This is a genomic window from Tardiphaga sp. 841_E9_N1_2 (assembly GCF_051811065.1).
GTDB lineage: Bacteria > Pseudomonadota > Alphaproteobacteria > Rhizobiales > Xanthobacteraceae > Tardiphaga > Tardiphaga robiniae.
This window is the reverse complement of record NZ_JBPWQC010000001.1, coordinates 4,719,357-4,745,770: the sequence shown is the minus strand read 5'-3', so window position 1 is coordinate 4,745,770 and position 26,414 is coordinate 4,719,357. Positions and strand designations below refer to the sequence as shown.

Here is a 26,414-nt window from a genome sequence, read left to right as displayed (position 1 = left end):
GTTTTATGGGTCAGATGTGTCCAAGCGCCTTGAGTATTCGCGCCGGTGTCATTGGCACCTGCGCGGCCGTGCCTCCGAGTGGCTTCATCGCATCATTCATCGCATTAAGCGCTGCTGCCGATGCCGCAGCCGTGCCGGCTTCGCCAACGCCCTTGGCGCCGAGCTGGGTATCCAGCGTCGGCGTCTCGACATGTCCGATTTCGATGTCTGGCATCTCCACCGCCATCGGCACGAGATAGTCGGCGAGCGAGCCATTGGTGAGCTGGCCGTTGTCTCCGTAGACGCATTCCTCGAAGAACGCCGCGCCAAGGCCTTGCACGACGCCGCCGCGGATCTGCTCGTCGACCAGCAGCGGATTGATGACCCGGCCGCAGTCTTCGACCACCCATAGCTTGAGGATCTTGACCAGACCTGTCTCGACATCGAGTTCAAGATGGCAGGCCTGGACGCCATTGGTGAAGGCGAAGGGATAGCCCTGCGGCGCGTAGTGATGCGCGACGGACAGCTGCGCTTGGGTGCCGGGCGGCAGTGTATCGGAACGGAAGTAAGCGATGCGCGCGATCTCGGAGAGTTCGATACGCTGCTGGGCGGTCGCGACATCTACGATCCAGCCACTATGAATATCGAGCTTCTCCGGTTCGTCCTGCAGGATGGCCGCGGCCACCGCCAGCACATTCGCCTTCAGCTTTTTGGCCGCCTGCAGCGCCGTCTCGCCGCCAATGCCGGCGCCGCGGCAGGCGTAGGTCGCGCCGCCATGCGGGGTAGTGTCCGTATCACCTGTCATCACCTTGATGCGATTGCTATCGACGCCGAGATGTTCGGCGACGATCTGCCCGATGATGGTCTCGGTGCCCTGCCCGAGTTCGGTCACTGAAATCGAGCAATGAACATCCCCCGACGGCGTGATCTTGATGATGGCGCCATCCTGCGACGAGATGCGCGCACCGCCGACGCCATAGAAGGCCGGACCGGGATTGGTGATTTCCACAAAGGTGGCAATGCCGATGCCGCGATGAATGCCTTTGGTGCGCAGCTCCGCCTGCTCGGCGCGCAGCCGGTCGTAGTCCATCATCTCCTTCAGCTTGGCGAGACAGGCGTGATGCGACAGCGCTTCGAACTGGTAGCCGGTCGGCGACGTGCAGGGATAGGCATCGTCGGGGATCAAGTTGCGGCTGCGGATGTCGAACACATCCTGCTCCGTCTTGTCGGCGATCATGTCCACCAGACGCTCGGTGACGGTGCAGGCCACCGGATGCCCAACGGCGCGGTACTGGCTCATCTGCACCTTGTTCTGGAATACCACTTGGAGATCAGCCCGGTAATTCCTGAACGTGTAAGGCGCGCCCATCAGGCGATAGACCTGATTACCTTCGACCACACTGGTGCGCGGATAGGCAGAGAACGCGCCGATGCCGGTGACGTCCTCCACATCCATCGCCAGGATATTGCCGTCGATATCCGCCGCCATGCGCGCGCGGACGCGGTGATCTCGCGCGTGGATGTCGGACACGAAAGATTCGATACGATCAGCAACGTATTTGACGGGACGGCCAAGCATCATGCTGAGCCCGACCACCGCCATGTCCTCGTGATACATGTGCAGCTTCATGCCGAACGAACCGCCGATATCCGGTGCGATCACGCGGACGCGGGATTCAGGGAGGCCGTAGTGGCGGGCATAGATGTCCTGGAACTGATACGGCGTCTGCGTCGCATGATGCACCGTCAGCTGTCCCTCACTGGCATCGTAATCGGCGATAATCGCTCGCGGCTCCATGGTGACTGCCGTGTGGCGGCCGAAGTGAAACTCCTCTTCCACCACATGGACGGCGCCAGCGAAGACATCCTCGACACCACCGGTATCGATCTTACCGTGGAAACAGAGATTGCTGCCGAGTTCCGGTGAAATCACCGGCGCATCCGGTGCGCGCGCAACGTCGATATCGACGACGGCGGGCAGTTCATCGAACTCGATATACACCGCCTCGGCTGCGTCTTCAGCCAGCGCGCGCGTATCGGCAACGACGGCGACCACCGCCTGCCCGGACCATACGACCTTGTCGATCGGCAGCGGCAGCTGTGGCGGCGACTTCATACCCTTGAAGTGATCCATGGTACCAACCCATGGCGTGCAGAGCCTGGCGAGGTCCTCGCCGGTGGCCACCAGCCGCACGCCAGGCATCTCGCGCGCCGTCGTCGCATCAATCGAGACGATGCGGGCATGCGCATAAGGACTGCGCACATAGGCGACATGGAGCATGCGCGGCAGCGTGATATCTGTGACGTATCGGCCGCGACCGGCCAGCAATCGCTTGGCATTCGGGCGCGGCACCGAGCGGCCGATATAGGAATTCGGACGGTCAAGTGGGGTTAGCACGCTCATGCGCCGACCTCCTCGGACGCCTGAGCAATCACACCGGCATCGCGGTTGCGCGCGACCTTCTCGATGGCGTCGACGATGGCTTCATAGCCGGTGCAGCGGCAGTAATTCCCCGACAGTGCGTCGCGAATGTCCTCACGCGACGGCACACCTGGCTGCGACAACAGGGCGTGGGCTGTCATCAACATGCCGGGCGTACAGAAGCCACATTGCAGGGCGTTACGCTGATGGAACGCCTCCTGGATGTCCGCAATCACCGCCCGATCACTGAGACCTTCTACCGTCTCGATGGCCGCCCCGCTCGCCTGCACCGCGAAGGTCAGACAAGAATGTACGACGCGGCCATCCAGAATAACCAGACAGGCGCCGCAAACGCCCATCTCGCAGCCGGTATGGGTGCCGGTCAGTTCCAGCGTCTGGCGCAGGAAATCCGCTAGCGTGATGCGCGGCGCGATGCTGTGCGACACTTCTGTGCCGTTCACCGTCATAGTGACATGGACGAGATCGCTCATGCGCCCTGCCTCGCGATCTCGCCCAGCAGTCGGCCGAGAAGAACGCGCGCAAGATGGCGCTTCATGGCAGGCGGCGTGTGCTCGTCTTCAGGCGGATCGAGATCGTCGCCGACAACAGCCTGGGCCGCAGCGATCGCGGCCTGATCCAGCCTCTTGCCGATCAGAGCTTCTTCCGCCTGACGGACGCGCAACGGTGTGCTGCCGACGGAGAAATATGAAATCCGGATCTGCTCGATCACATCGCCGGAAAATTCTGCAAGGATACCGCAGCCGGCCAACGCGAAATCGCCACGCCGACGCGCAAGCTCGTGAAAAGCCCAGCGATGGCCGGGCCTGACCACCGGCACATGAATCGCGACAAGAAGCTCGCCCGGCTCGATCGCTGTCTGAAACAGATCAAGGAAGAAATCGTCGGCCGGCACGCGGCGTACGCCGTCGCGGCCAGCAATTTCGAGCTCAGCGCCCAGCGCCAACGTCATCGCCGGGAATTCCGAGGCCGGATCGGCATGCGAGATGCTGCCACCAAGCGTGCCTTTGTTTCGTATGGCCGGATGCGCCACATGCGGCGCGGCTTCGCTGTAGAGCGGCGCGTGCCGGCGGATCAACGGATCGGTCAGCACTTCGTGATGGCGGGTGAGCGCGCCGATGCGCAACCAGTCACCCTGCAGGTCGATGCCACGAAGTGCCGGAATATGCGCGATGTCGATCAGCAATTGCGGCGCCTGCAAACGCAAGGCAAGCGCCGGTACGAGGCTCTGGCCACCTGCGATGTAACTCGCATCGTCGCCGGCTTCCTCGAACGCTTTCAAAGCCTCCACCACCGTGGAAGCCCTCACATAGTTGAACGCCCTCGCCTTCAACGTCTTCTCCCTAAACGTCTCGCGGACGTCCAGTTGTGACCATTTGGTCGGAAATCTAGAACACGTCGATTTCCCCGGGTCAACTTAAAATGACCATTTGGTCTCTTTTTCGAATTGAGCTATTCAGAACTCCCGCAACGCGAAGCAAAAATGGCAAAAAAGCCCATCAAATCAGTCGAAAAACCACCGCGTCGCAACATGCGCGCGGCGGAGCGCGAGCGCTTCATCGTCGATGAAGCCGTGAAATTTTTCGCGGAACACGGCTTCGGCGGGCAGACGCGCGAACTGGCGAAACGCATGGGCATCACCCATTCGACAATCTATCGCCACTTCCCGAGCAAAGAGGCGCTGATCGAACGCGTCTATGAAGAGATCTATCTCAGCCGCTGGTCGCCGTCCTGGGCCGGCCTGATCCAGGATCGCACGCTGTCGCTGCAGGCCCGGCTGTCGCGCTTCTATCTCGAATATGTCGAGCAGGTCTTCGAATACAACTGGGTGAGAATCTTCGTCTTCTCCGGGATGAAATCGTTCGACATCACCAAACGGTATCTTCAGATCGTCCGCGAACAAATCATCGAGCCCGCCTGTTGCGAACTTCGTCACGAGTTGAAGCTGCCTTCAAGCGATCAGGTCCCGCTGTCGGAGCGCGAAGTCGAAATGTTCTGGGGTTTGCACGGCCGCATCTTCTATATGGCCATCCGGCGTTTCGTCTACGACACGCCGACACCGGAGCGACTGGACGACATCGTCAACGACGCAGTGAGGGTGTTTCTTGACGGCTCAAAACAGCTGATGCCTGAGCTTGTACAATCGGCATCATGACATTTGTAGCACAGCCACGCCGGCAGATTGATCAAGCTGCTCGAGCGCATGAAGTGCAGCCACGGAGCCAGGTTCTCCGCGGCATTGATGTGACCCGGCACCCGCGCACGCATTTTGCGTCGAAAGAGTGAGATCGCCCCACACCGACATTACGGGCTTTCCGAAGTGCGACGCCCGAAATGGGCACCCGAGGTCGGAGAGAAGCTTGCTGTCGTCGTCACGAGTGCAACTGCAGCAGAGGAAAGCGAAACGCGCGTCACCGAGTATCATTTCTCTCAGCGATACTTATGCGCGCTTGTGTAGTTCCTTCACCGCATCGGGACTATCGAAAAGTACCGCTGCGAACAGATTGAATCGTTACGCACCGTGCTAACACTTCTCTGATACCAGCCTCCAAGTTTTAGCACAATAAACTCACTGTTTCGTCCGGTGCTGCGACAAACTCCCGCCTCAAACGTAAACAAACGTTAATCCATGGGCGCTTCGATCAAAGCTAACGCAGAACTGTAGTTACATACCTGCATTTACTTTTACGAAGATTCTTGGGGGCCTCGTCAACGTACTACAATACAGGGGAACGGTATTGGCAACATTACACTACGCATCAGGCGACAACATCGACGCACAAGGTAACTTCACCCCAGCTCAAGCAGGCTTCAATCTTGCCGACGTTTCGTCGGTGGAGCAAGTGAACGCTTTGCCGGCAGGCGTGAAGGGCCTCGTCTGGCTCGATCAGGGTGACGGCGTCACCCAGAGCTTCATCGACGCTGTGAAACCTTACATCGGTAATCCCAACGTCTACGGTTTCTTCCTTAAGGACGAGCCAGATCCCACGGGGCAGTGGAATACCCTCGTGACCGCTGCAAACCTGAAGGCTGAGTCCGATTGGATTCACGCCAACGTTCCGGGTGCGAAGACGTTCATCACCATGATGAACATGGGATCTTCGGATAATCCCAGCTTCGCGAATACGTACACCCCGGAGAACACCCATATCGACCTCTTCGGAATCGATCCGTATCCGGTGCGGTCGGATAGCTCGACAGTCGACTACAGCATGATTGACAAGGCTGTCGCTGCCGCCAAAGCCGCTGGAATTCCGGAGGCCAGCATCGTCCCGGTATTTCAGACATTCGGCGGCGGTAACTGGGTCACCGATCAGGGTGGTCACTATGTGATGCCGACCGCCGCGCAGGAACAGCAAATGCTCGACCATTGGGCATCTGTCGTTCCCAATCCGGCTTTCGACTACGCCTACGCCTGGGGATCGCAGAACGGAGACGTGGCGCTGGAAAACTCGCAAGCGCTCCAGAACGTATTCCTGCAGCACAATACGAGCACGACGACGGATTCGACGTCGACTGGAAGCACGGCTCCGGTTGACACGTCGAGCAGCAACCCGACGACGCCGGTCGATACGTCGCATAGCGGCACCTCGACGGATACGACGTCTTCGAGCGATTCTTCGACGACGCCCACGGCCTCTCAGCCAACGACGACGGCGCCGACCACCGATACCAGCGGCTCCGGGCACAACCACCATCACAAGGCTGACTCCTCCCAGTCGACAGATGGAAGCACATCGTCCGGTTCCGGAGGTGGACACCATCACCACGGATCCGCGGCAAACGCGTCGGTGAGCACTGCAACGGATACCGCTTCCAGCAGCGTTACCGACACAGCGTCGGTCGACACCTCGACTGCGCCCACGACCACCGAGCCAACGACGACGGCGCCGACCACCAACGCCGGCCACTCCGGGCATAACCACCATCACAAGCTGGACTTCTCCCAGCTGACCGATGGAAGCACATCATCCGGAGGTGGACACCATCACCACGGATCCGCGGCAACCGCGTCCGTGAGCGTTGCAGCGGATACCGCTTCCAGCAGCGTTGTCGACACAGCGTCAGTCGACACCTCGACTGTGGCGGCCAACACCGAGCCGACGACGACGGCTCCGGCCACCGACGTCGGCAACTCCGGGCATAACCACCATCACCGGCTGGATTTCTCTCATCTGACGGATGGGAACAAATTTTCCTGGGGTGGTCATCATAACCAGGCATCCGCTTCGTCTGCTGCAACCGCAGCAGCGACGGCTGCAACGGATACGGCTTCGAGCGACGTCACCGACGCAACTCTGGCGCCGCATCTGGATCTCGCCAGCCTCCACAACAACCATCACGTGGATCACCATTCGTGGCACTGGTAAACCCGCAGAACTGAGTCTGCGACAAAGAACGACATATGCGCGGTGATCCGCGCATATGAAAGCGACTTGGGGGGCCTTCATGGCCCCCCATTTGGGGATCATCGCGGCCAGTATGGTCGCGAGAGGAATGCCGTCTCGCGCAGTGCGGGATGTGTTGCGTACGAGCCCATTCGCGCTCGCTTCTTCGCATATGGCTTCTCTAACGTTAGCGCCGTCCGATCCGGGCGGCCTGGATGCACACATGTATACTTCAGCAAGACCGCCCGCGCTTGCGGACGCTTTCCGCCAGATACGTCCAGGCCTGCTTGCCGCTGGCGGGCTGTCTATCTTCATAAATCTCCTGGTGTTCGTTTCGCCGCTTTATACGATGCAGATCTACGATCGCGTGCTGACGAGCCGAAACGCGATGACGCTGTTGCTGCTTTCGCTGATCGCGCTCGCGCTTTTCATCAGTTACGCAGCACTCGAGCACTTTCGCAGCCGTGTTCTCGTGCAAACCGGAATTCGCTTCGACCATTTGCTGTCAGGAGAAGCTTTCGAAACGGCTCTCGCGCAGGCAGTGCGCACAGGAAGCTCGCATCATGTTCAGCTGTTGCGCGACGTCGACACATTGCGCGACGTTCTATCCGGCGGCGTGATCACGTCTCTGATGGACGCACCCTGGACTCCGATTTTTCTCGGCATGTGTTTTCTGCTTCATCCGTCGATCGGCATGGTTGCTCTGACAGGCGCGCTGGTCATCCTTGCGCTCGCCTTTCTCAATGAGCGCGCCACCAAAGCGCCGCTGATGGCGGCTTCGTTCAAGAATCTCCACGCTCTGGACCGATTGACGTCCTCGCTTCGTAACGCGGAAGCGATCCGTGGTCTCGGAATGGGGCCCGCCATACGCGCCGCCTGGGGCGTCACGCATGGACAGGCGCTCGTTGAAAGCGCCAAGGCCGGAGAACGCGGCGGAACGCTGCTCGCAATCTCGAAATTTCTGCGGATGGCGATTCAAGTGGCGATTATGGGCGTCGGGGCCTACCTGGCAATTCATCAGGAGATCTCGGGAGGCGTTCTCTTCGCTGCCTCCCTGATCATGGGGCGTGCGCTGGCGCCGGTTGAGGCGGCCGTCGCACAATGGAGAGCGTTCGTGTCAGCGCGGACGTCTTTTTCCCGCCTCGACGAGGCTCTGCGGACGCGGGCGACGGAAAGACAACCGACGCGATTGCCGCCCCCGGTCGGCAACATCTCCGTCGAGGCTTTGACCGTTATGGTACCGGGATCGCAGCTGGCGGCGATTTCCGATGTCAGTTTCCGGCTGTCACCTGGCGAAGTTGTTGCGATCGTCGGTGCGTCCGGTTCCGGCAAATCTTCCTTAGCGCGCGCGCTGGTTGGAGCCTGGCCAGCCGCACAGGGTTGCGTACGCGTCGATGGAAATGACATCCGGCATTTCGAGGCCAGTTTCCTTGGACAAAGTTTCGGTTACTTGCCGCAGGATGTTGAATTATTCGCCGGGACCGTCCGCGACAACATCGCTCGCTTTCGTGACGGCGCGTTGGATGAACAGGTTGTCGAGGCGGCGCAGCTGGCTTCGGCGCATGCCATGATCCAGCGGCTGCCGCAGGGCTACGACACTGTCATCGGGGAAAACGGGGCGGGTCTTTCCGGCGGCCAGCGACAACGCATCGGGTTGGCCCGCGCACTTTTTGGCAGGCCCGTCTTTGTCGTGCTCGATGAACCGAACGCCAATCTGGATGGTGACGGCGATCGTGCTCTGGCAGACGCCATCCAAATGCTCCGTAAGCAGCGTGTGACGATCGTGATCATCAATCACAGACCAAATCTCCTTTCATTGGTCGACAAGATTGTTTTCATGCATGACGGACGCATCGGGCGCGCGGGTACGCGCGAAGAGCTTCTTCCCTTGCTTCTTGGTGAGACCGTTGCGCCCATGCGCCGCGAGCCGCGGATCGCAACAGAAAGCCACCGAGTTGATGGGGCCTCGCGCCACGCGCCGTTCCCAAGTTCGGCTCGGCCTGTCCATGTCACGAGGCAATGATGAAGATTCCAAAATTGCGAGCAGAGATTGCTGCTCAGGACGAACTGGCGCGACTCCTCAGACGTTTGAGCGATGGCGGCCACGCGTTTCGCAGGCCTGATGTCTTGCAACGATTTATGGAGATCAAGGCGCGGTTGCTGATCTGGCTATCAAAGGTATGGCTGTCGATATTCCGGAATCGCGACGCCGGGAACGCAAATGGCGACCCATCGGGCGATTGGCGCACTCCGGCGAGACGCGGCTTTGGCATCGTGTTCCTGACCTTCGTTGTGTTTGGTGGTTGGGCTGGCCTGGCCTCCATCGACGGTGCCGTCGTGGCTGCGGGCTCGATCGTCGTCGAGAGCGACCGTAAGTCCGTACAGCACCTGGAAGGCGGCATCGTCCAAAGCCTGATGGTGAGGGGCGACGCGCATGTCGAACAGGGACAGGTGCTGTTGCGGCTCGATCCAACTCAGGACCGGGCACGGGAGGAGATCGCGCGTTCGGCCGTGTATTCGGCAATCGCGGAAGAGGCGCGCCTGCTTGCGGAAGCCGATGGGGCCGATACGATCACGTTTCCATCCGAACTGACGCAGAAGGCCTCCGATCCCTCTGCGCAGCGTGCCATGGGCGACCAGAAGCGGCGGTTCGAGGAACGCCGCGTCGCGCGAAAGATCGAGGTTTCGATCCTTGAAGAGAAGGTCGGACAGGCGCAGCGCCAGATCCAGGGAAACGCTGCGCAAAGCAAGGCTGCACACGCGCAGTTCGACAGCATGGCGCAGGAATATACCAAGCTCAAGCCGCTCGCCGACCAGGGGATTGTTCCGTTCGCGCGGATTGCGACTCTGGAGCGTTCCAAATCCGACCTTGAGGGCCGAATTGGTTCATACGACGCCGACATCGCGCGCTTCGGACGGATCATCGACGAAGCACGGTTACAGATCAATCAGGTCGGGCAGAAAGTTCTGGAGGAAGCCACCGGTAAACTTGCCGACACCCGCGCTCAGCTCGCTGACGCGCGCGAGAAGCTGCGCATGGCCGCTGACGTTCTTGGTCGGATGGACGTGCGTGCATCTCGCTCGGGACGTATCGTCAATCTGAAAGTCCATACGGTCGGCGCGGTGATCAAGCCGGGCGACGTCTTGATGGAAATCGTACCGGACAACGACGTCCTCGTGGTTGCCGCGAAAATATCCTCTCTCGATGTCAATCACGTACAAATCGGCATGCCCACGGAAGTGCGGCTTCCCTCGTTCAAGGCTCGCTCGACGCCGATCGCCATCGGTGAGGTTCTCTCGGTGGCAGCCGATGCGCTTCGCGACGAAGCCACGCACCAGCCTTACTACGAAGTCAAGGTTTCAGTGCAAGTGACGAAATTTCCCGACAAAATTCGTGAGAAGCTCAAGCCCGGCATGATGGCCGACGTCCTGATCGCGACTGGTGAACGCACCGTTCTTGCCTATCTCATGCAACCGATGACCGATGCGATACGGCGTGGCATGCGGGAGGACTAAGGCGGCCAACTGGCGTCGCGACTTGCCGAGGCATCGCCGGCGGCTTGGTTCAGCACAACCATCGTTGCCGCAACGCCTAGACATTGCAGATGTTGGAGCGTTGGATGAACGAGCGGGTGCGAAAGCAGCTGCGCATGCGGCGAGGCGACAGATATGTCGGGCTGGTATCTTCGCAACGGAGGTGAGGGAACTGGTCGCGTTGTCCTGCACTCGTACGCGCGTCGGTCAGGGCGCGGGCCAGTTGCATGCCGTCGCCATCTTGCGTCGGACGGCATTCAAGCCGACCAATTGAAACGTACTTTCATACGGTGGACCTTTCCCAACGTGGACTTTAACGAGAAGCTGGCCACCATCCGGCATTGAGCGGAGCAAGCGAACAACGTCGCCTGGAAAGGCTAGACCTTTCCCCGTTTCTAACGCCCGCCAGCGCTGTTCAACAACTGGCTCTTCGTTGATCCGGTGCGCGACCTTCACCTCGCCATCCGGGACCGGCTTCCAGGATCCAGTTGTGGAAATTATCAACTCCGTGCGATGGGCGCGACAATGGATGGCGAACGCGGAGGCAGCATTTTGCGATGCTGTGCGCGCTGTCATCAGCGCCTCAATCTGCGGCTGATAATCCACCGGAGAGGTGGTCTCGCTGATGATCCAGTTCGGACTTGGAGACGGCGTGGTAGCGTGGGTTTCGGTCATCTCCCCCAACAGCTCATCGACGCACTTCAAGCGCTCCATGCCTTCAAACTGTGAGCAGGTCTTCAGGCGATCTATGGCGCCACCGGTTTGAGCACACACAGTCTGGCTCATAATCAAGAGCACAGCCAGACCGAGAGTACCCGTGTGCTTCATGGGGACCGTCCCGCTGTTACGGCTTGCGGAAGATCAAGCCATTCCTGCGCCGGCTTAAACCGGCCGAGGCTCGGCACGCTGGCCCGCAGATTGACCTCTTTCCATTTCGGATCGAAACCAGGGGACTGCAACCGGTCGAAGCGACCAAACAGGTGATCGACAAGGCGCGCCACGCGCCGGTATCGGTCAGACTGTTGTGGCCAGTTATAGGCCGCAAGAATGGTGGGGACTGCAATCGTCGCTATCCGCTCACCTTTCGGCACCAGACTCGGATAGTCCGCCGCATCGATAGACGATGGAAGATAGTAGTCCTCAAATTTGGCGCCGTATTCGACGGGGAGGAACTTAAATCCGGGATCCCAGCGTCCCTTCAGAAAAGCGTCGACGGGCTTTGACGTCACAAACACAACGGCCGCGATTTCTCCGCGCTTCATTTGCTCCAATGCGACCTGGTGCGGAATGAACATCTTTTCCACGTTTAGTCCCAGCCGACTGAAGATCAGCGGACCGGAATAGGCGGCTGCCGTACCTTGCGTATTGAAATTGACCTTTTTTCCCTTGAGCTCTTCGAGCGACCGGATCTCCGGGCGGACGAATATGTGCAGTTCGGACGGAAAGAGGTTCAGAACGTAAACGATGCGCCGTTCGATAGACGGAACTTGAGCTTTATATTCCTCAAGAGCATCCGTGTTGATGATCGCCGCATCAACGCCTCTAAGATACAGCAGCGAATTGACGTTTTCCGTTGCTCCGCGCGTCACGATCGGGAGGACGTGAAGCTTATCCTCCTCGTTTACGACGCGAGCGATCTCTGCCGCGAGACGAAGCGGAGCCCCTTCAATGAGCCCGCCGGCGAGGCCGACAGTCCATGCATTGATGCGCTCTTTCGCGGCCGTTTCGGTCCTTTTGACCGCCGCCATAGCCTGCGTCTCGCGCGTCGGGAGAGATTGGGCATTGGCAGCCAGTTGCAGCCCAAACGCCGCTAATGCCATAGCAAATGAGAACTTGATGAGCGACATGCGAGTCTCCATTTTCGGAATGACCATCTAGGGCTGACGCGTCAGGAGCAGGCTGCTATTTCATCGACTCAATCCTCGCCTTCGCATCCTCAATGCCGCCCGCCTGTGCCTTTTCATACAGTTCGAGTGCCTTTCTGGAATCACCGTGGACCCCACGTGCGCTCCACGATTTCAGCACGCGGGCGTCGTAGGTCTCCGCGAGCATAAAGGCGGCTCGCGCGCTACCATGTCCAAGAGCGTGTTCAAGCAATGGGCGCGCCCCGCTGATGTCAGCTTGCCGGAGCAATGCGTTCGCCCGAACAAGCAGTCTCTGTTCGTCCGCCACAGAATAGGGAGCGACACTCGCCAGCACGGTTGCCTCTGATGCCACGGGGACTTTCGGCTCCACACTTGGCACGGCTTCGCGAGCGGTCGACCGTGCTTGCGGTGGCGTTTCCAACACGGACGATCGTTCCGCATATGAAGCGACGGCCTGAGTGGAAGCCCACTGCGGCAAGGCGATCTTTCCCTCGGTCGTCTTCGCATGGGGCTCCGCCGCGCCTTCGTTCCGGCCAGTAGGGGCGGGTTGGCGCGAAGCGAGAGTCCGAGAAGCACTCACGGCAGCAAGCTGCTGGTTTCGAGCCTCCAGTTGGTTCTTAACAAGAGCAAGCTCCTGCACAAGTGCGTCAGCACGCTCGCGCTCGCTGGCAAGAGCTCGCTTCTGCTCTGCTGCCGTGGTGTTGCTGGCCTCCGTCGCCCGAAGCACCTCAGCGTGTGCCGCCGCGAGGCGGCTGGCATGCTCCTCGATCTGCTGACGCGCCGAGGAGAGCTCGCGGGCGACTGCCTCGGTCCGGCTGCGCTCCTTTGCAGATGCGCGCTCTTGTTCGACCTTCGCAGCCTCGACGATCCGCGCAGCCTCCGGCTTCGCGGCACGCGCCGCGTCGAGTTCGGTCCGGAGAGAGATCAATTCACGCTTGAGGGCTTCCGTCCCGTCTTGCTGCTGTTTGAGCTGCTGTTCGAGCGCCTGCTTTTGCTCGATCTCTGCCGCGGTGGCTTTTGCGGCGTCCGAAGCTGCGATCCGCACCGTATCGAGTTCCGCCCGAAGGGAAGCAAGGTCATAGGCGGGCGCGTCTGCCTTCCACCGCTCCTGCTGTTCGAGCGCCTGCTCTTGCTTGATCTCTGCCTCGGTGGCTTGCACAGCTTTCGAAATCACGATCCGCGCCGCGTCGAGTTCCGTCCGAAGGAAGGCAAGCTCACGCATAAGGTCGATTGTTTTGTCTCGCTCCTGTTCGAGCGCTTGCGTTTGCCTGATCCCTACCTCGATGGCCTGGGCAGATTCCTTGCCTGACACCCGCGCCGTCTCGAGTTCCGCCCGGAGGGTCGCAAGTTCACCCGCAAGGGCGTCTGCCCTAGCTCGCTCTTGATCAAGCGCCTGTCTTAGCGTGGTGCTGGTCGCTTCAGCCGTCGACTGGGCTGCATTGAGTTCTGCTCGGGGGGGCGCGACAAGCACAGGTGCAAGGGCTTCAGCCCTGTTCCGCTCCCGTGTTTGAGAAGATTCGGAGGCCTGCGCGCGGAATTGGCTTTCACCGCATAGCCCATCCTCCGCAGCCCCAATGAGGACCCACAGAATGCAAGCTCCTACTGCAGACGAGGCACGCGCAGCGGTTCTGCTTGTTGCGCGGGAGCCCTCAACAGCTTTGGATCGCGGTAGCCAATGCGATGCTACCTCAACTGCCTGTGACCACATCGTGACAACTCAGGTGAGCTTTTATGTGTGTCCATTTTGATGACACAGCCTTCATCGGCCGTTTGTCGATGTAGCAATGGAAGTAGTCACAACGAGGTAGGCGCACCAATCGCGGCAATTAAGTAGATCACGCCTGCATTGTCTGAACCATTCTTGACCCGCCCGTTCGCGCGCGATTACGCTATCGCGCACACTTGAGCCCGCACTCCCAGCACACTCAAGGAAACAACATGAACAGATCACTCGTCGTCTTCGCCAGCATGGCCGCCGTTGGGAGTATCTTGATGCTGAGCACCCAAACCAGCGGCGCTGTAGAAATCAATACGTCTGCCAAGACTTCTGCCAAAATGAACGCCAACGCCAAGGTGACCACTGCCGCCATCCGAATGCAGCCCCATCGGCTCGTTATACAGGTTGACGTCAATGACCCCGCGACAATCAATCTCGCTCTCAATAATGTCAGCAACGTAGCTCAGCACTACAGCGAGATCGGTCAAAAGGTGGGGATCGAAGTGGTCGTTTTTGGACCCGGACTGCATATGCTGCGAGATGACACTTCTCCCGTCAAAGCGCGCATCAAATCCATGAGCGAAACCATGCCACAGCTGACCTTTTCAGCATGCGGGAACACCCGCGAGAACATGGCAAAAGCTGAGGCGAAAGATATTCCTCTCATCCCGCAGGCCAAGGTCACCAAATCCGGAGTGGTACGGATCATGGAGCTGCAAGAGCGAGGCTGGAGCTACTTGCGACCTTGATCCAAAGAGGGCCTTTGCGATCAGCATCGCCTCGTTCCAATCTGTTGGATCTGTTGGTCGAAGATCAGGAACAGGACGACTTGATCGCTCGTTCGATGACCGGTCGGTTGACGGTCAAATGCGGGTCGATCACGAGATCGAGATGGCCGCCAGCAATCGGAATTACCTCCAGTTTTGCAAACAGAGAGTCCCATCCGAGGTGTGCTGGTGACCCTCGCCGGTTGCAAAGGAATAGCGTTCCGGTAATTGGCAAGCGAGGTTTGGCACTCGCCACCCAGCGGCCGAATTCCTGCATCCGGAGAATCTCCTCAAGCTCCAACTTGAGCATGAAGCGGGTGCCGGCCAAACGCGTCCAGATCCTCGCATCGAGAATTCGACAGAACTTCACCTCCCAGTGGAGTCGAGCAACACATTTTGCGATAGCGCGACACAGCATTCGGTACATCGTAACCCGGTGTGATCTAACTCGCTGCAGCGTACGTGACAGGGTCTCCCGATAGTCACTCCTGCGGGGGCCGATATTCGTATCCAGAATGCCCAGAAATTTCACTGACCGGCCTTCCGCAATCAGCCGGGCTGCCACTTCAAATGCGACGCCGCCACCCAGCGAATAGCCGATCAGACGTATGTCGCCGCGGGGATGAACGGCGTTGATCTGCTCCAGAGCCGATGTCGCCATGTGGTCGACCGAGCCGCATCCGGTCAGGGCAGACGTCAGATCCGGGTAGCGGATCGGGATCACATGAGCCATCTTGCTCAGCTGTGCCCCGAACGCCGCCAGACTCGGACCATAACCTATCGAGCCTGGCAACATCACCAGATGAGGCAGGAATTCCCCGGCGGCTTGTTGCCGCTGCGATCGGCCACCTGCAGCGACGATCTGAATCATATCGGCTGCGCTCATGTCCACCGTGAAGGCTTCCATGTTGAGCTCTTGGCCGACCAGCTCTTCCAGCTCCATCACGCATCGCAAAAGCTTGAGGGAATCGCCACCTGCCTCGTCCCAGCGGCTGGCAACGTCGGTCGTACCTAGGATCCGCGTCCATACCTGCGCCACCATTTTTCCGGCCTGCTTCACTTCGCCCGCCCCTGGAGGCTGAGGCGGGGGCGGACCTCTTCGGCTCTCGCTATCCAGCGCCTTGAGTTTTGCGACGTCTATCTTTCCGCCGGCGAGGCGCGGAAGTTCCGCGATTTCATGCAGTCTGGTGGGATGCAATGCGGTCGGAAGCGTCTGCCTGATAACGTCCCGAACGTCGGCCGTGAATGTTGCCTTGGCCTCGACACCTGGCGACGCAAAAATCACCAGCTCGCTTGAATCGGTGACGATGGCGACGGCGTCGCTCACATAGTGGATCCTGCGTACGACAACCTCGAGCTCAGCCGGTTCGACACGCCGTCCATTGATTTTGAGCTGACGCCCCTTTCGTCCCAACATCTGCATCAGTCCGCGCGTATCGACCGTAACAAGGTCGCCTGTCGGGAAGATGCGGCAACGGTCGTCATCCGGGTCGGGTAATGCAGGAAGCACCTGACCGTTCTCCCAGTAACCAAGCAGCACGTGCATACTCTTAATGATCAGCTCCCCAACCTCGTCGGTGGGCACAGGCACCCCGTTGTCGTCGACGACGGCAAACGACATTCCGGGAAGCAAATAGCCAACCGGGGGTATGCTGAAATCACTTTCCTTGCAGTCGTCGGGAAGAAACCACTGCGTGCCGGTAGTCTCGGTCGACGAATAGCTGATCTGGATGAAGCAGGAGGGCTTCACGACCTTTCGGACGAGTGCAACATCCGTCCACAGCACCTTCTCGCCGCCGATGCGAACAACCCGGAGCGATTCGAAATCACCGGTTTCGCTCGCGGTAATCACTGCCCGCAGGAGAGCGGGAACGATGTAGGTGATCGTTATCTGCTGCGATCGGATCTGACGCAACACGCCGCGAAGGCCAAGGGCCTCGACATCCGCCATATGCAATCTTGCGCCGGTCAGCAAGGCCGTGAGCATCTCTCTGGTGCCCGCAATGGTCGTAGGGCCGCTCAGAGGCATGAAGACGTCAGTGGCGTCTATGTGGCATGCATCCGCATATTGCTGGACGCGCTGGAGCAAGCTGCGTTGACTATTCACAACGCCCTTTGGCTGTCCGGTGCTGCCCGAGGTGTAGAGCACGAGGGCAGGAGCATCCACCGAGATCGGCTCAAGCGATGCGGCGTTGCCGGAAAGTTCGTTGGCGCGCGTAATATCGATCCAACGCAGGCCGTCTTCGTCGATCCATTTGGTTGAGCTACTGTCGCCCTGGCCGATCAGTACAGAAATCTGCGCATTTACAACGATGTGGGCAAGTCGCTGGTCGGGATCGCGCGGATTGAGCGGCACCAGGGGGCGCCCTGCGGCCATACATGCAAGCATGGCGATCGGATGCCAGATCGAGTGGCGCAACAACAGGCCGACGGCCCGCCCTTCGGGAGCCACCGCTGCAATAGCCTGGGCCAGCGTCAACACTCTGATCAGAAAATCCGAATATGTGATTTGGCGGGTGTCGTCGCTGATGGCTACGTTGTTCGGAAATCTCTTTGCAACCGCATCCAGATGCGTGATCGCGGGCACGCAGGCAAACTCGACTCCCATACGATTGAACGGGCGATCGACGGGCCCGCCCAGGTCGAGGGGCAGTTCGGGAGGTTTCATCCAGAGTGCTTGTGCAGGCTCGCTTGAATCTCCGGAAAGTGCGCGCCCGCCAGCGAACGTTTTCGCGCGTTTCGCCAAGGATCCATCGGGAAATCTCTGAAGTTGCATGACGGTACTCACCGTTGCGGGATGGAGATCGTAGGCCACACGTCGGCTATTGACGTCCTTCGAGTGAATGATAGGACTGCACCAATTTTTCGGCCTCTATCCAATTACCGCGCTATTCAGCGGCGGCGGGCCGACGAAACTCTACAAAGGCAAAGAGCAGGCCGGCCGTCATGTTCACGCGTTTGTAGATGTAGATCGCCATTGCCATGTTCCAGGCTACATTCGTCACGGCCGTCGCAACGGCGGCACCCATCACTCCAAAGAAAGCAATGCCGATCGCACAGGCGACAACGTTCATGATAGCTCCGATCGCTGTGATTGCGGCAGCTGCTCGCTCGTGCCCAGTCATGGTCAGAAGATTTTGCTGCGGACCAGTAGCAGCAGCAAAGATCTGTCCGACGACGAGAATTTGGGCGACCGGAGCTGTTGCAACGAATTCCTCGCCGAAAAAGCGGAGTAGCGGTACCGTCAGCAACAAAAGTGGAAGTGCCAGCACGACTGTTCCAGCCAGCGACAGGACAGTTGCTCGGGCAAACAGGCTCTGAAGCGCTGCCTCATTCCGATGAGCGTGAAGCTTCGAGACATTTGGCGAAAAGAAAGTCCCTACTGCCATACGAGGGAGAACAAGAAAAAGAGCTAAATTCAACCCCAGTGCAAAGATGCCAGCCTCGTGGGCATCGCCGGTCCAGCCGAGGATAATCACGCCGGCGCGGCTCATAAGAACCTCAACTCCAATCAAGATCATGACAGGACAGGCGAGATGCCACCAGTCGCGAGGTGCATAAGCCGGCACCGCCGAGCGTAGTTGTGGCGGCCAAAGCTTCCGCATGCTCAGTCCGACGATGGCCGCTGTGACGGCAGAGCTTGCCATCAAAGCGATCAGGACCGTTGTCGCATCGATTGGCGTGACGTTGAGTGCCACGGCAAGCAGAAGCAGCACGACCATAAGGCCGTCCCGAACGAAGCGTTCGGGCGCAATTGCCGAAATGACGCCACCCAGCGCGCGTACCGTGGCAGAACCGAGAACGTAAAGCGCGACCAATGGGACGGTCGCCATGCCAACCGCCAGACTGACAGTCAGCTCCCGATGAAGCGTCTCCGACAGGAATAGTGCGGTGGCGACTCCGCAGATCGCAATCAACATCCCAACCAACAATGATCGTCCGAATGCAAATTGAATGACTCCGCGCGCCAATGGCCACTTTCCGGTCGCGCTATAGGCCGGCACATATCGCAGCAGAACCGTGTTGAACCCGAGTCCCGCGATGTAGGACAGAAGGGTCGTCCAGGCCAGGACGTATGAGTAGATACCGTAACTCGTCGCTCCTATCGTACGGGCAATGACAAGTTGAGCCACGCACGTCAGTCCGGCACCGCCAACATAGATAACGAATGCCCACAGGCTTGCGCTGGCCATGCGCCGAGCCAGCTCGGGTTGAGCCTGAGCTGTGAAAGTTCCGATTGTCTCGGGCGCCGGCAAAGGTGGCGTGAACTTCTCCGCACAGCGCTCAAAGCTGTCGTCCGCTGCCCCAGGTGACAAACCGACCGCTCCGTCGGGCCTGAACTTGCTGGAGACTTCCTCTTCGATGCGATCGAGAGCCTTGGACATCAGGCTGGGATCGAGCGAGTTGATGCAGATCATCTGTTGATGCTCGGCCGCGAGCAGCGAGCCAACGTAGTCAGTAATCGGCTTTGCCTTGAGAAAGGTACCTACATCGGGTTCGAACCATTTCTCCATGTACGTTTTCTGGCGTACCCGCTCATGGAGGCGCTGTTCCAATAGTTCCTCCGGAGCATCAAAGCGGATCAGCAGATCTGATTGCGTCCTCATACCGATTGCATGAGCGATCGTCTTCTCGTCTGCTCGGCTAAACAGCGCCAAGGTGCAAACGATCTGCACGAATCCCTGGTCGAACAAGACGATGCGATCGGGCTTGTGCGAATCTCTCCATACGCAGGAAAACCGAACGACATATTGGCTAAGCCTTATCCACCAAACGGGATTGTCGGGTGGCATCAGTCGGAGCAACTCTTTCGCCAGACGTAGCCCTCGGGCATTTGCGACAGGACGGCACAAGATTGCGATAGTGGCGAAGATGGCAAGAGTGACGCGCTGCAGCGCTGGAAGAAATCCACCAAAGTTTAGAAGATGATTGGATAGATGCGGCAACGTAAGTACGAGGTCGACCTCATACCCACGGTCACGCAGGCGTTGAGCGAGCGCCTCACTAAAGGTTGTTTTGCCAGCGCCTGGTGGACCGAAAGTCTCGATAATCATGCTGCCCTCAATCGCTTCTCAACCAATTGCGGGGGGGCAATTTGGGTGATCCGGAGCGTTTCAGTTCGATTGCGTCTCCGCCCCACATTCGCCAGGTGATTACTCTCTTCGACCGCTGGCGGAGTGCGCCCCAAGTCCTCTTGAACCGTTGCTGAGCGCGCTCGCCGAACTGGTCCTGCTGTGGCGGTTCGACGCGAGTTAAGACCGACGAGAATCCCGTGTTCTGGGCGGGATTGAGATGCTCCGTCCGAACAAGTTGACGCAGCGCGGTCTGCGCCGCCTCACGATCGGTGCTTCCAGAGTGAATGGCGAGCAAAACGTGGTCTGCCCAACTCGCCAGAAGTCGTGCTTCCGGAGCTTCTAGCAGCGAGGGCCCGTCGATGATCACGAAATCGTAGGTGTCGCTCAGTTGCCGGAGCAACGAAGGAATCTTGGGGTCGGCGAGAATCCGAAGCCGATGCCCCCCAAACGATGTAGCGGGCAGGTAGTCGATTCCGGACTCATCGATATGTTCGATCGCGTCTGCAAGTGGACGACCATACGCCAGCACGCTGAGTAAGTTGGCGCTTTCGCCACCCGGTCGACGAGTGAATTGACCAAAGTCAAGGAGTAGAGTGCGCCACCCAAGCCGGGCAGCGTAAAGACCAAGGCTCCATGCAAGTGTGGTCTTGCCTTCCCCACCGATGCTGGAGCTGACGAGGACAACACGCTGCGATCGGGGGGTTGCCGGGTCGGAGGCTAGTATGGATACCAGAATGGAGCGGATTGCTCTGGCATAGAGGCTCGCAGGTTGCTCCAAAACATAATGCGGCTGCTTGCCTGGCTCCAGTGGAATCGAAGGTATCAGTCCGGCGCATGGAATACGCAGAGCTTCAGCGGCGTCGGCTTCCGTGTGCAGGGTCCGATCGAAGTGATTCAATACGACCGCGAGAACACAAGCCAGCAGAGCGAAGATAATTGCTGCAGGAGGAATCATAAGTAGCGGGTGTAATGAGGTCGGTCGTTCTGGCGGTGTGGCCGTGGCGAGAATACTGACGTCTGATTGCGCGGTCAGACCTTTTGCGGTGAGCTCCTGCCGTCGCCGCAGGAGCGTTTCAAACTGTTGCGCCAGCGTTGTGACCTGCCACTCCAGCGCGGCGTCCCGTGAGGGTGAGGGCTGGCCAAGACGGGAGGCTTTTAGTTCCTCCTCCGCCTTTGCAAGGTCCCGCTGAACTTTGGATGATTGTGTCGCAAGGGAGCTCAAAGCATACTCCACATCGCTTTGCTTCTGACGCGCGACCTCGTCGACATACGATTGTGCCACCGTATTGGCGATTTCCGCCGCTCGTTGCGGATTGGCGGCCGTAGAAGTAACGGCGATGATTCTGGAGCGCCGCTCCTGACCAACCTTCAAGCTGCGCTTTAGAGCAGCGAGAGCCGACCCGTCATCGGGCTCGTGGTTCTTGCCAAGTAGCAGCTCCTTGGTTGCTGACCATGTACGACCAAAGAGCGTGCGCAAGCTTTGCATCCACGTTCGTGACCCCGTTTCAGCACCGTGCCTCGCATCTTCGAGAGCGCGGAGCGTTGGAAGGAGTCTCCGCAGATAGGCGTCGGAAAGCAGCACCGTGACATGTGTGTCGATGGTGGATTCCTCGGCGGCCGGTGTAGGTGCTGCGGATGCGCCACCGGCATTCAAGGCATCGACTGCGCCGGACTGTCGGACGTCAACAGCAAGTTGTGCCGTCGCCAGATAAGAAGGAGACATAAGAAGGCCGGCTACTCCAGCCAGCAAGGTGCCGACGACAATCATCCTGACGACAAGCCGCTTGTACTTCCGCACGCTATCCAGCACGCGATTCAAAGACTGAAGACCGTCATTTGAAGCCAGGGATTGTTCCGTCAGGCGCCGCCCAAGTTCGTCCTCTGCCATATCCGGCGAAAGAGCCTGCAGGGATCGAATACGTCTTCCTACTAACGCTTCCATAGCTCGCTCCTCTACTGTGCGGGCTCGAGGGTATCTGTCGATCGGGACGTACTCTGTTCAACCATCATTCCCAGCCATGATTGCAACATCAGGACGGCCCATAGCATTCGCGAGTGATCGCGATTGCCACTCAGATGATCCTGCCAGCAGCTCTGGACTCGTTGTACGTCCAGCAAATTCTGGCGGTTAAGGCGTGATTCGGAGAGCAGGTCTGCAGCCCATGAGCGCAGGGGGCCTTTCAACCAGGCGCCAACAGGCACGTCGAAGCCCTGCTTGGGTCGATCTATCAAGTGGCGCGGCAAGTAGCGGCTGAGAACCTGCCGCAAGATCCACTTGCCCTGTCCGTCGCGCACCTTGGCCGTGTTCGGCAGCCGCCAGGAGAATTCCACGATGCGATGGTCGAGAATTGGACAGCGCGCTTCCAGGCCTGTCGCCATGCTGGCGCGATCGAGCTTCACCAGAATGTCGCCGGGAAGATAACCGATCATGTCCCGCACAATGAAGTCGGATAGAAGATCGTTCAGCGGCGGCACCTTAGCCGAATTGGTTACCTGCTCCGGGGTCAATTGCAGCTCGGAAAGCCGCATAACTTTCCGGTACATGTCGTCGGCATCATTGCCTGCAAACAGTTGCGCAAGGCGGTTAACCCGGTCGCTTCCGATCATCCGTCGTAGGCGGCCAGGAAGAGGCAACGCGTCAGCGATGTCTTCTCGCAAACCGCGGGCGAGCAATGACACACCCATTGCCGCCGTACGCCGAAGTGCTCGATTGGAGTTAAGGAGGGGAGCCAGACGGGCGGTCAAAAGATGCCTGGAATATCCAGCAAAACATTCGTCTCCGCCGTCACCGGAGAGGACAACAGTTACATCCCGGCGGGCGAGGCGAGATAGCAGCAGTGTCGGAATCTGCGATTCATCGGCGAACGGCTCGTCCCAAATACGGGGCAGTTCGGGAATGACATCCATGGCCTCCGAGGGAGTGAGACGTAACTCCGTGTGGTCCGTGCCGAGGTGACGAGCCACGGCCGCGGCACTGGCCGCTTCGTCGAAGGCGGGCTCGCCGAAACCGATAGTGAACGTGCGGACGGGCCGGGTGGATTGGGATTGCATCAGGGCGACGACAGTTGAACTGTCGATGCCACCGGACAGGAACAGCCCGATTGGCACGTCGGCAACCATGCGCTCACCGACAGCCTCGCGAAGTAGGCCATCAAGATGCGACACGAGCTCGCCATCGTCCGCGGAAACGGGGTTTCTTCGGCCGTGCTTTGCGATGTCGGTCAGCGACCACCAAATGCGCGCCTTTGCCCGAAGCGCTGCAGCATCCCGAGATGCCAGAAGTTCATCGGCGCCGAAAGATAGAATGTTGCCGGGCGGAAGTTTAAAGACATCTTTCCATATACAATGTTCATCCGGTAGCCAGCCGCGGGCGAGAAATTCAGCGACCCCGCGCGGATTGACCTCCGCAACGAAATCGGGGAACGCGTCGATCGCCTTCAACTCTGAAGCAAAGACAACGGCATTTCTCGTTCTGGCGACGTATAGGGGCTTCTTTCCCATTCGATCGCGGGCCAGATGGAGCGTACGGGTCTGCCGATCCCAGAGGCCGATTGCGAACATGCCGTTGCAGCGCGCCAGGGCAGCCTCGAATCCCCATCTCTCGATCATCGCGAGCAAGACCTCGGTATCGCTGCTGCCGATGAAGTTCTGGCCGAGGCGTTGAAGCTCCTGTCGCAACGACGGATGATTGTAGATCTCACCATTAAATGTGATGACGAATCGGCCGCTCTCGGAAAGCATCGGTTGTCGCCCCGCGTCGGTGAGGTCAACGATGGAGAGCCGGCGATGCCCGAATGCAATCCCGGCGTCGCGATCGCACCACGAACCGTGGGCATCGGGTCCACGATGGTGCAAACGATTCGTCATTCGGCCGATCGCATCCAGATCGGCGGATCGGGAAGCTTGTGGCATCTGAAGAATTCCGGCGATTCCACACATGATCTAGCTTCCGATATGCGTGTGCGGCGACGGCGGGCGCGCCGATCCGAGGATCAGGCTGAGAGCAAACGCGAACCACACGATGGGATGACGCAAGATGAAATGGCTGATGCTGAAAATGGCCAGCGCAGCGAACAATGCTGCCAGGGCATCGAGCTTCGCGCGGAACATAAGCATGAACGTGCCTGCGAAGAGGCCGCAAACGGCAATCACAGCGAGCAGGCCACCTTGCGTAAATATATCCAGCAGTGTGCTATGGGCTTCGAAAGGAGTTGGAAGCGCCTTGTTATTGGCGACGTTCGGCTTCTCTAGATGCGGGCCTGGCCCCAGCCCGAGCGATCCGGTTTCCAGCCCTCGATGGAGTGCATCTTCCCAGAGTTGCAGTCGCAGGGACGCGGTGCGCTTCGTTGCCTCGCCGCCACGGTCCTTGGCCAGACTGATTGCCAGACCTTCAAACTCATCGGCGGTCGCAACGGCATACGGTGCTAATGCGAGCGCCAGAGGGACGGCGGCGGCGATGACCAGAACCGCGACCACCGACCGGAAATTTAGTCTGTGCTGTGGCGAGGTCAGCCAACTGCGCAAACGCAGCAAAGAAAAGATCGCGGTGGCAATCACCATCGCAACAAGAAATGTATCGCTTTTGGTCAGGCGCCCGACGGCGAAGGTTAGCAGGCAACTGAATGATCCCGCTATGCGGCCAAACCCTTTGGCCGACAGGGCAAGGCTGAGAGACAGCGGCGTCAAAACGGCGCAATAGAGAGCGATCTGATTGGGATTCTCCGCCCAGCCTCGAAATCGATCCCAATACCATGGATCGACCGACGGCAGGCTGATGATGGACCAGCCCGCAGCGATCTGAAGGACCAGTGCGATGTTCCAGAAAGCGAGCAGGAACCATTGGGTTTGACGTAGGGCAGCGTTGGCTTCCATCGTTGCGACGATGAGGCAGGTCAAAGCTGCCACCAACAGATACGCGAAGGTGTCGTGCAACATCGTAGGAAGGTCCAGCTCCTCGCTCAGATAGGCCACGCATGTCCCTATGCTCAGGGCGAGTGCAAGACAGGCCCAAAACGCACCGATTCGGAGCAAAGCTGTCGCGTTGTAAATCTGGCCGGTAACGATGACTCGCAATGAGACGAAGGCTAGCCACAGGACAAGACAGACCTCGCCAACACCCAGCGGAATTCCGGGAAGGCGCAGCTGTGAAGCTGTCGTAAGCACGATGCCAAAAGAAAGAAGCGCATTGGCGATCATGATGATTTCCCGCTGTGCTGGCTAACCCTTCGATCTTCATGGGCGTCGCGAGACAAAGCAGCCGGATCTTCGCTTCGCCTCCCGGTGAAAATCAGCTTCCTGTAGAGATCGGCGTAGCGGTCAGCCACGACGTTCAGGTCGAACTCACGGCGCACGAGCGCGATCGAGCGCTGTCCCATGCTCTTTGCGCGGGCAGGATCCTGGAGAAGATCGAGAATGGCTGCGGCGAGCGCACGCGGGTCCCGGGGCGGCACCAAATGGCCATTGCAGTTCTCCACCACAACATCGCCGCAGCCTGGCATACGCGTGGCGACAATAGGCACACCCCCCAATCCTGCTTCCAGCAGAACACGGGGGATTCCTTCCCGATACTCCGTCGGGAAGGCAAAGACATTCGCGATTCCGAGAAGCGCAGGAACGTCGGATCGCGCACCGAGAGCGATTACGTGTGGTGCGTATCGATCAATCAAAGCCTGATCCACGGCAAAAGGACCTTCGCTCTCCCTTGGACCGACAAGCAAGAAACGAACGCGGGGCCGCGCTTCGCGGACAATCGCCGCCGCATCCAGAAGCGTGGGTATGCCCTTTTGTACGGTCAGTCGGCTCACAGTCATGACGACTTCGTCGTCACCGAGTCCGAGTTCTGTACGAAGTTGTGCGGTGGACGGCGCCTGAGCCCGCGCTGTGTCGAAAGCATCGACATCGATTCCCGAACTTCCGATCAGTACAGCGGGGCTGCTGCCAAGCAGACGATAGCGGCGGAAAAAGTCGCCATCCTCCTTGTTTTGAAATACCGTTGCCGAGGTCCAGCAGGCGGCCAACCGCTGCAGCGCTAGGTAAGCTGGCCTGAATGCAAGAGCTTTCAGCTGTGCCGAGGAGAATACCCAACCCATTCCGTTGATGGTGCGCACAATGGGAATTGCGCCTCTCACCGCAAGAGGGGCAAGCAGATTTGGTTTGGTATCGAACGTTTGAACAACGTCCGGTCGAATGCCACGCACAAGCTGTGAGAGCTGGCCGACAGCTAGGCGGTCAGCAACCCGTGCGCCGAATCTATTGAAGTCATAGCGATGATACTCGATGCCGCTATTTGAGAACGGGAGTGCAGCGCCAGTACCGGCAGCGCTCACCCGAAAGCCACGACTGCGCAAAGCTGCCAGAAATGGGATCCGCAGGGCATGATCCTCGCCTCCCACACAAAGCACATGCAACGTCATGCTAATCCTTTCGGTCGCAATCGGAATGCAGCTCAGTCGATCCGGAGAATCGGCTACAGATGAATTTCGATGTCCTCGCGTATGAGCGGACGGTGTGAGCTTACGAGGCGATCACAAAGTGTCTTCATTCGTTCGAATGACGGCCGCGTCGGACGTATTCGGCGATCCTGAAGAATTGAGACATCGACACGACTAGGATTACTCCGAAGCGCGTTTGGCATGATGTACGCAAGCTG

At 59.2% G+C, this 26,414-nt stretch carries 17 protein-coding genes; 5 read left to right on the top strand and 12 right to left on the bottom strand.

The genetic code is table 11. The features are described 5' to 3' along the window. Positions 1 to 10: 10 nt before the first annotated feature. From AB8A50_RS22800 to AB8A50_RS22790, 3 genes are read right to left on the bottom strand one after another with little or no spacing between them, the layout of a single operon-like run. Positions 11 to 2,383 (bottom strand): xanthine dehydrogenase family protein molybdopterin-binding subunit, encoded by a 2,373-nt coding sequence (locus AB8A50_RS22800; protein WP_439078977.1) that lies wholly within the window; start codon positions 2,381 to 2,383, stop codon positions 11 to 13. Further along, on the bottom strand, positions 2,380 to 2,892 hold the full coding sequence (locus tag AB8A50_RS22795; protein ID WP_439078976.1) for a (2Fe-2S)-binding protein: 513 nt from the start codon (positions 2,890 to 2,892) through the stop codon (positions 2,380 to 2,382). The genes AB8A50_RS22800 and AB8A50_RS22795 overlap by 4 nt, the downstream gene beginning before the upstream one ends. Next, positions 2,889 to 3,752 carry an FAD binding domain-containing protein gene (locus AB8A50_RS22790; RefSeq protein WP_439078975.1) on the bottom strand — a complete coding sequence of 288 codons (864 nt, stop codon included), beginning with the start codon at positions 3,750 to 3,752 and terminating at the stop codon, positions 2,889 to 2,891. Before AB8A50_RS22790 ends, AB8A50_RS22795 begins: the two co-directional genes overlap by 4 nt. Positions 3,753 to 3,902: 150 nt before the next feature. On the opposite strand from AB8A50_RS22790, the gene AB8A50_RS22785 reads away from it, so the two are divergent. From AB8A50_RS22785 to AB8A50_RS22770, 4 genes are all read left to right on the top strand, one after another. Further along, a complete protein-coding gene (locus tag AB8A50_RS22785) occupies positions 3,903 to 4,574 on the top strand; it encodes a TetR/AcrR family transcriptional regulator (protein WP_439078974.1) in 672 nt (223 codons plus the stop codon). 583 nt (positions 4,575 to 5,157) lie between these two features. Then, positions 5,158 to 6,789 carry a calcium-binding protein gene (locus AB8A50_RS22780; protein ID WP_439078973.1) on the top strand — a complete coding sequence of 544 codons (1,632 nt, stop codon included), beginning with the start codon at positions 5,158 to 5,160 and terminating at the stop codon, positions 6,787 to 6,789. 241 nt (positions 6,790 to 7,030) lie between these two features. After that, positions 7,031 to 8,830, top strand: a complete 1,800-nt coding sequence (locus AB8A50_RS22775; protein WP_439078972.1) for a type I secretion system permease/ATPase — start codon at positions 7,031 to 7,033, stop codon at positions 8,828 to 8,830. A gap of 104 nt (positions 8,831 to 8,934) precedes the next feature. Further along, positions 8,935 to 10,323 carry an HlyD family type I secretion periplasmic adaptor subunit gene (locus AB8A50_RS22770; RefSeq protein WP_439078971.1) on the top strand — a complete coding sequence of 463 codons (1,389 nt, stop codon included), beginning with the start codon at positions 8,935 to 8,937 and terminating at the stop codon, positions 10,321 to 10,323. 225 nt (positions 10,324 to 10,548) lie between these two features. Here the strand turns inward: AB8A50_RS22770 and AB8A50_RS22765 are convergent, their stop codons facing one another. The 3 genes from AB8A50_RS22765 to AB8A50_RS22755 are packed head-to-tail and all read right to left on the bottom strand — an operon-like array spanning position 10,549 to position 13,518. Then, positions 10,549 to 11,169: a hypothetical protein gene (locus AB8A50_RS22765; protein ID WP_439078970.1), complete on the bottom strand. Its 621-nt coding sequence runs from the start codon at positions 11,167 to 11,169 to the stop codon at positions 10,549 to 10,551. Next, positions 11,166 to 12,188 (bottom strand): TAXI family TRAP transporter solute-binding subunit, encoded by a 1,023-nt coding sequence (locus AB8A50_RS22760; protein ID WP_089266912.1) that lies wholly within the window; start codon positions 12,186 to 12,188, stop codon positions 11,166 to 11,168. Before AB8A50_RS22760 ends, AB8A50_RS22765 begins: the two co-directional genes overlap by 4 nt. Before the next feature lie 55 nt (positions 12,189 to 12,243). Further along, on the bottom strand, positions 12,244 to 13,518 hold the full coding sequence (locus AB8A50_RS22755; RefSeq protein WP_439078969.1) for a hypothetical protein: 1,275 nt from the start codon (positions 13,516 to 13,518) through the stop codon (positions 12,244 to 12,246). 626 nt (positions 13,519 to 14,144) lie between these two features. Between AB8A50_RS22755 and AB8A50_RS22750 the strand changes: the two genes are divergently transcribed. Next, on the top strand, positions 14,145 to 14,672 hold the full coding sequence (locus AB8A50_RS22750) for a DsrE family protein (RefSeq protein ID WP_439078968.1): 528 nt from the start codon (positions 14,145 to 14,147) through the stop codon (positions 14,670 to 14,672). A 64-nt stretch (positions 14,673 to 14,736) separates the two neighbouring features. On the opposite strand, the gene AB8A50_RS22745 is transcribed toward AB8A50_RS22750, so the two are convergent. The 6 genes from AB8A50_RS22745 to AB8A50_RS22720 all read right to left on the bottom strand — a co-directional run bounded on the left by AB8A50_RS22745 (position 14,737) and on the right by AB8A50_RS22720 (position 26,178). Beyond that, positions 14,737 to 17,466, bottom strand: coding sequence for an AMP-binding protein (locus AB8A50_RS22745; RefSeq protein ID WP_439078967.1), 2,730 nt, complete (start codon positions 17,464 to 17,466; stop codon positions 14,737 to 14,739). A gap of 112 nt (positions 17,467 to 17,578) precedes the next feature. Continuing rightward, on the bottom strand, positions 17,579 to 19,744 hold the full coding sequence (locus tag AB8A50_RS22740) for an oligosaccharide flippase family protein (RefSeq protein ID WP_439078966.1): 2,166 nt from the start codon (positions 19,742 to 19,744) through the stop codon (positions 17,579 to 17,581). A 7-nt stretch (positions 19,745 to 19,751) separates the two neighbouring features. Further along, on the bottom strand, positions 19,752 to 21,707 hold the full coding sequence (locus AB8A50_RS22735; protein ID WP_439078965.1) for an AAA family ATPase: 1,956 nt from the start codon (positions 21,705 to 21,707) through the stop codon (positions 19,752 to 19,754). An 11-nt stretch (positions 21,708 to 21,718) separates the two neighbouring features. Then, complete coding sequence (gene asnB, locus AB8A50_RS22730) at positions 21,719 to 23,704, bottom strand: asparagine synthase (glutamine-hydrolyzing) (protein WP_439078964.1); 1,986 nt, start codon at positions 23,702 to 23,704, stop codon at positions 21,719 to 21,721. Between the two features lie 3 nt (positions 23,705 to 23,707). After that, positions 23,708 to 24,961, bottom strand: a complete 1,254-nt coding sequence (locus AB8A50_RS22725; protein WP_231078481.1) for an O-antigen ligase family protein — start codon at positions 24,959 to 24,961, stop codon at positions 23,708 to 23,710. Beyond that, positions 24,958 to 26,178: a glycosyltransferase gene (locus tag AB8A50_RS22720; RefSeq protein WP_439078963.1), complete on the bottom strand. Its 1,221-nt coding sequence runs from the start codon at positions 26,176 to 26,178 to the stop codon at positions 24,958 to 24,960. The genes AB8A50_RS22725 and AB8A50_RS22720 overlap by 4 nt, the downstream gene beginning before the upstream one ends. Positions 26,179 to 26,414 lie beyond the last annotated feature (236 nt).

Bases quoted from the DNA above. Each gene is read 5' to 3' on its own strand.
- AB8A50_RS22800 (WP_439078977.1), bottom strand. From the start codon at position 2,383: ATGAGCGTGCTAACCCCACTTGACCGTCCGAATTCCTATATCGGCCGC.
- AB8A50_RS22795 (WP_439078976.1), bottom strand. From the start codon at position 2,892: ATGAGCGATCTCGTCCATGTCACTATGACGGTGAACGGCACAGAAGTG.
- AB8A50_RS22785 (WP_439078974.1), top strand. From the start codon at position 3,903: ATGGCAAAAAAGCCCATCAAATCAGTCGAAAAACCACCGCGTCGCAAC.
- AB8A50_RS22775 (WP_439078972.1), top strand. From the start codon at position 7,031: ATGTATACTTCAGCAAGACCGCCCGCGCTTGCGGACGCTTTCCGCCAG.
- AB8A50_RS22765 (WP_439078970.1), bottom strand. From the start codon at position 11,169: ATGAAGCACACGGGTACTCTCGGTCTGGCTGTGCTCTTGATTATGAGC.
- AB8A50_RS22760 (WP_089266912.1), bottom strand. From the start codon at position 12,188: ATGTCGCTCATCAAGTTCTCATTTGCTATGGCATTAGCGGCGTTTGGG.
- AB8A50_RS22750 (WP_439078968.1), top strand. From the start codon at position 14,145: ATGAACAGATCACTCGTCGTCTTCGCCAGCATGGCCGCCGTTGGGAGT.
- AB8A50_RS22745 (WP_439078967.1), bottom strand. From the start codon at position 17,466: ATGCAACTTCAGAGATTTCCCGATGGATCCTTGGCGAAACGCGCGAAA.
- AB8A50_RS22740 (WP_439078966.1), bottom strand. From the start codon at position 19,744: ATGATTATCGAGACTTTCGGTCCACCAGGCGCTGGCAAAACAACCTTT.
- AB8A50_RS22735 (WP_439078965.1), bottom strand. From the start codon at position 21,707: ATGGAAGCGTTAGTAGGAAGACGTATTCGATCCCTGCAGGCTCTTTCG.
- asnB (WP_439078964.1), bottom strand. From the start codon at position 23,704: ATGTGTGGAATCGCCGGAATTCTTCAGATGCCACAAGCTTCCCGATCC.
- AB8A50_RS22725 (WP_231078481.1), bottom strand. From the start codon at position 24,961: ATGATCGCCAATGCGCTTCTTTCTTTTGGCATCGTGCTTACGACAGCT.
- AB8A50_RS22720 (WP_439078963.1), bottom strand. From the start codon at position 26,178: ATGACGTTGCATGTGCTTTGTGTGGGAGGCGAGGATCATGCCCTGCGG.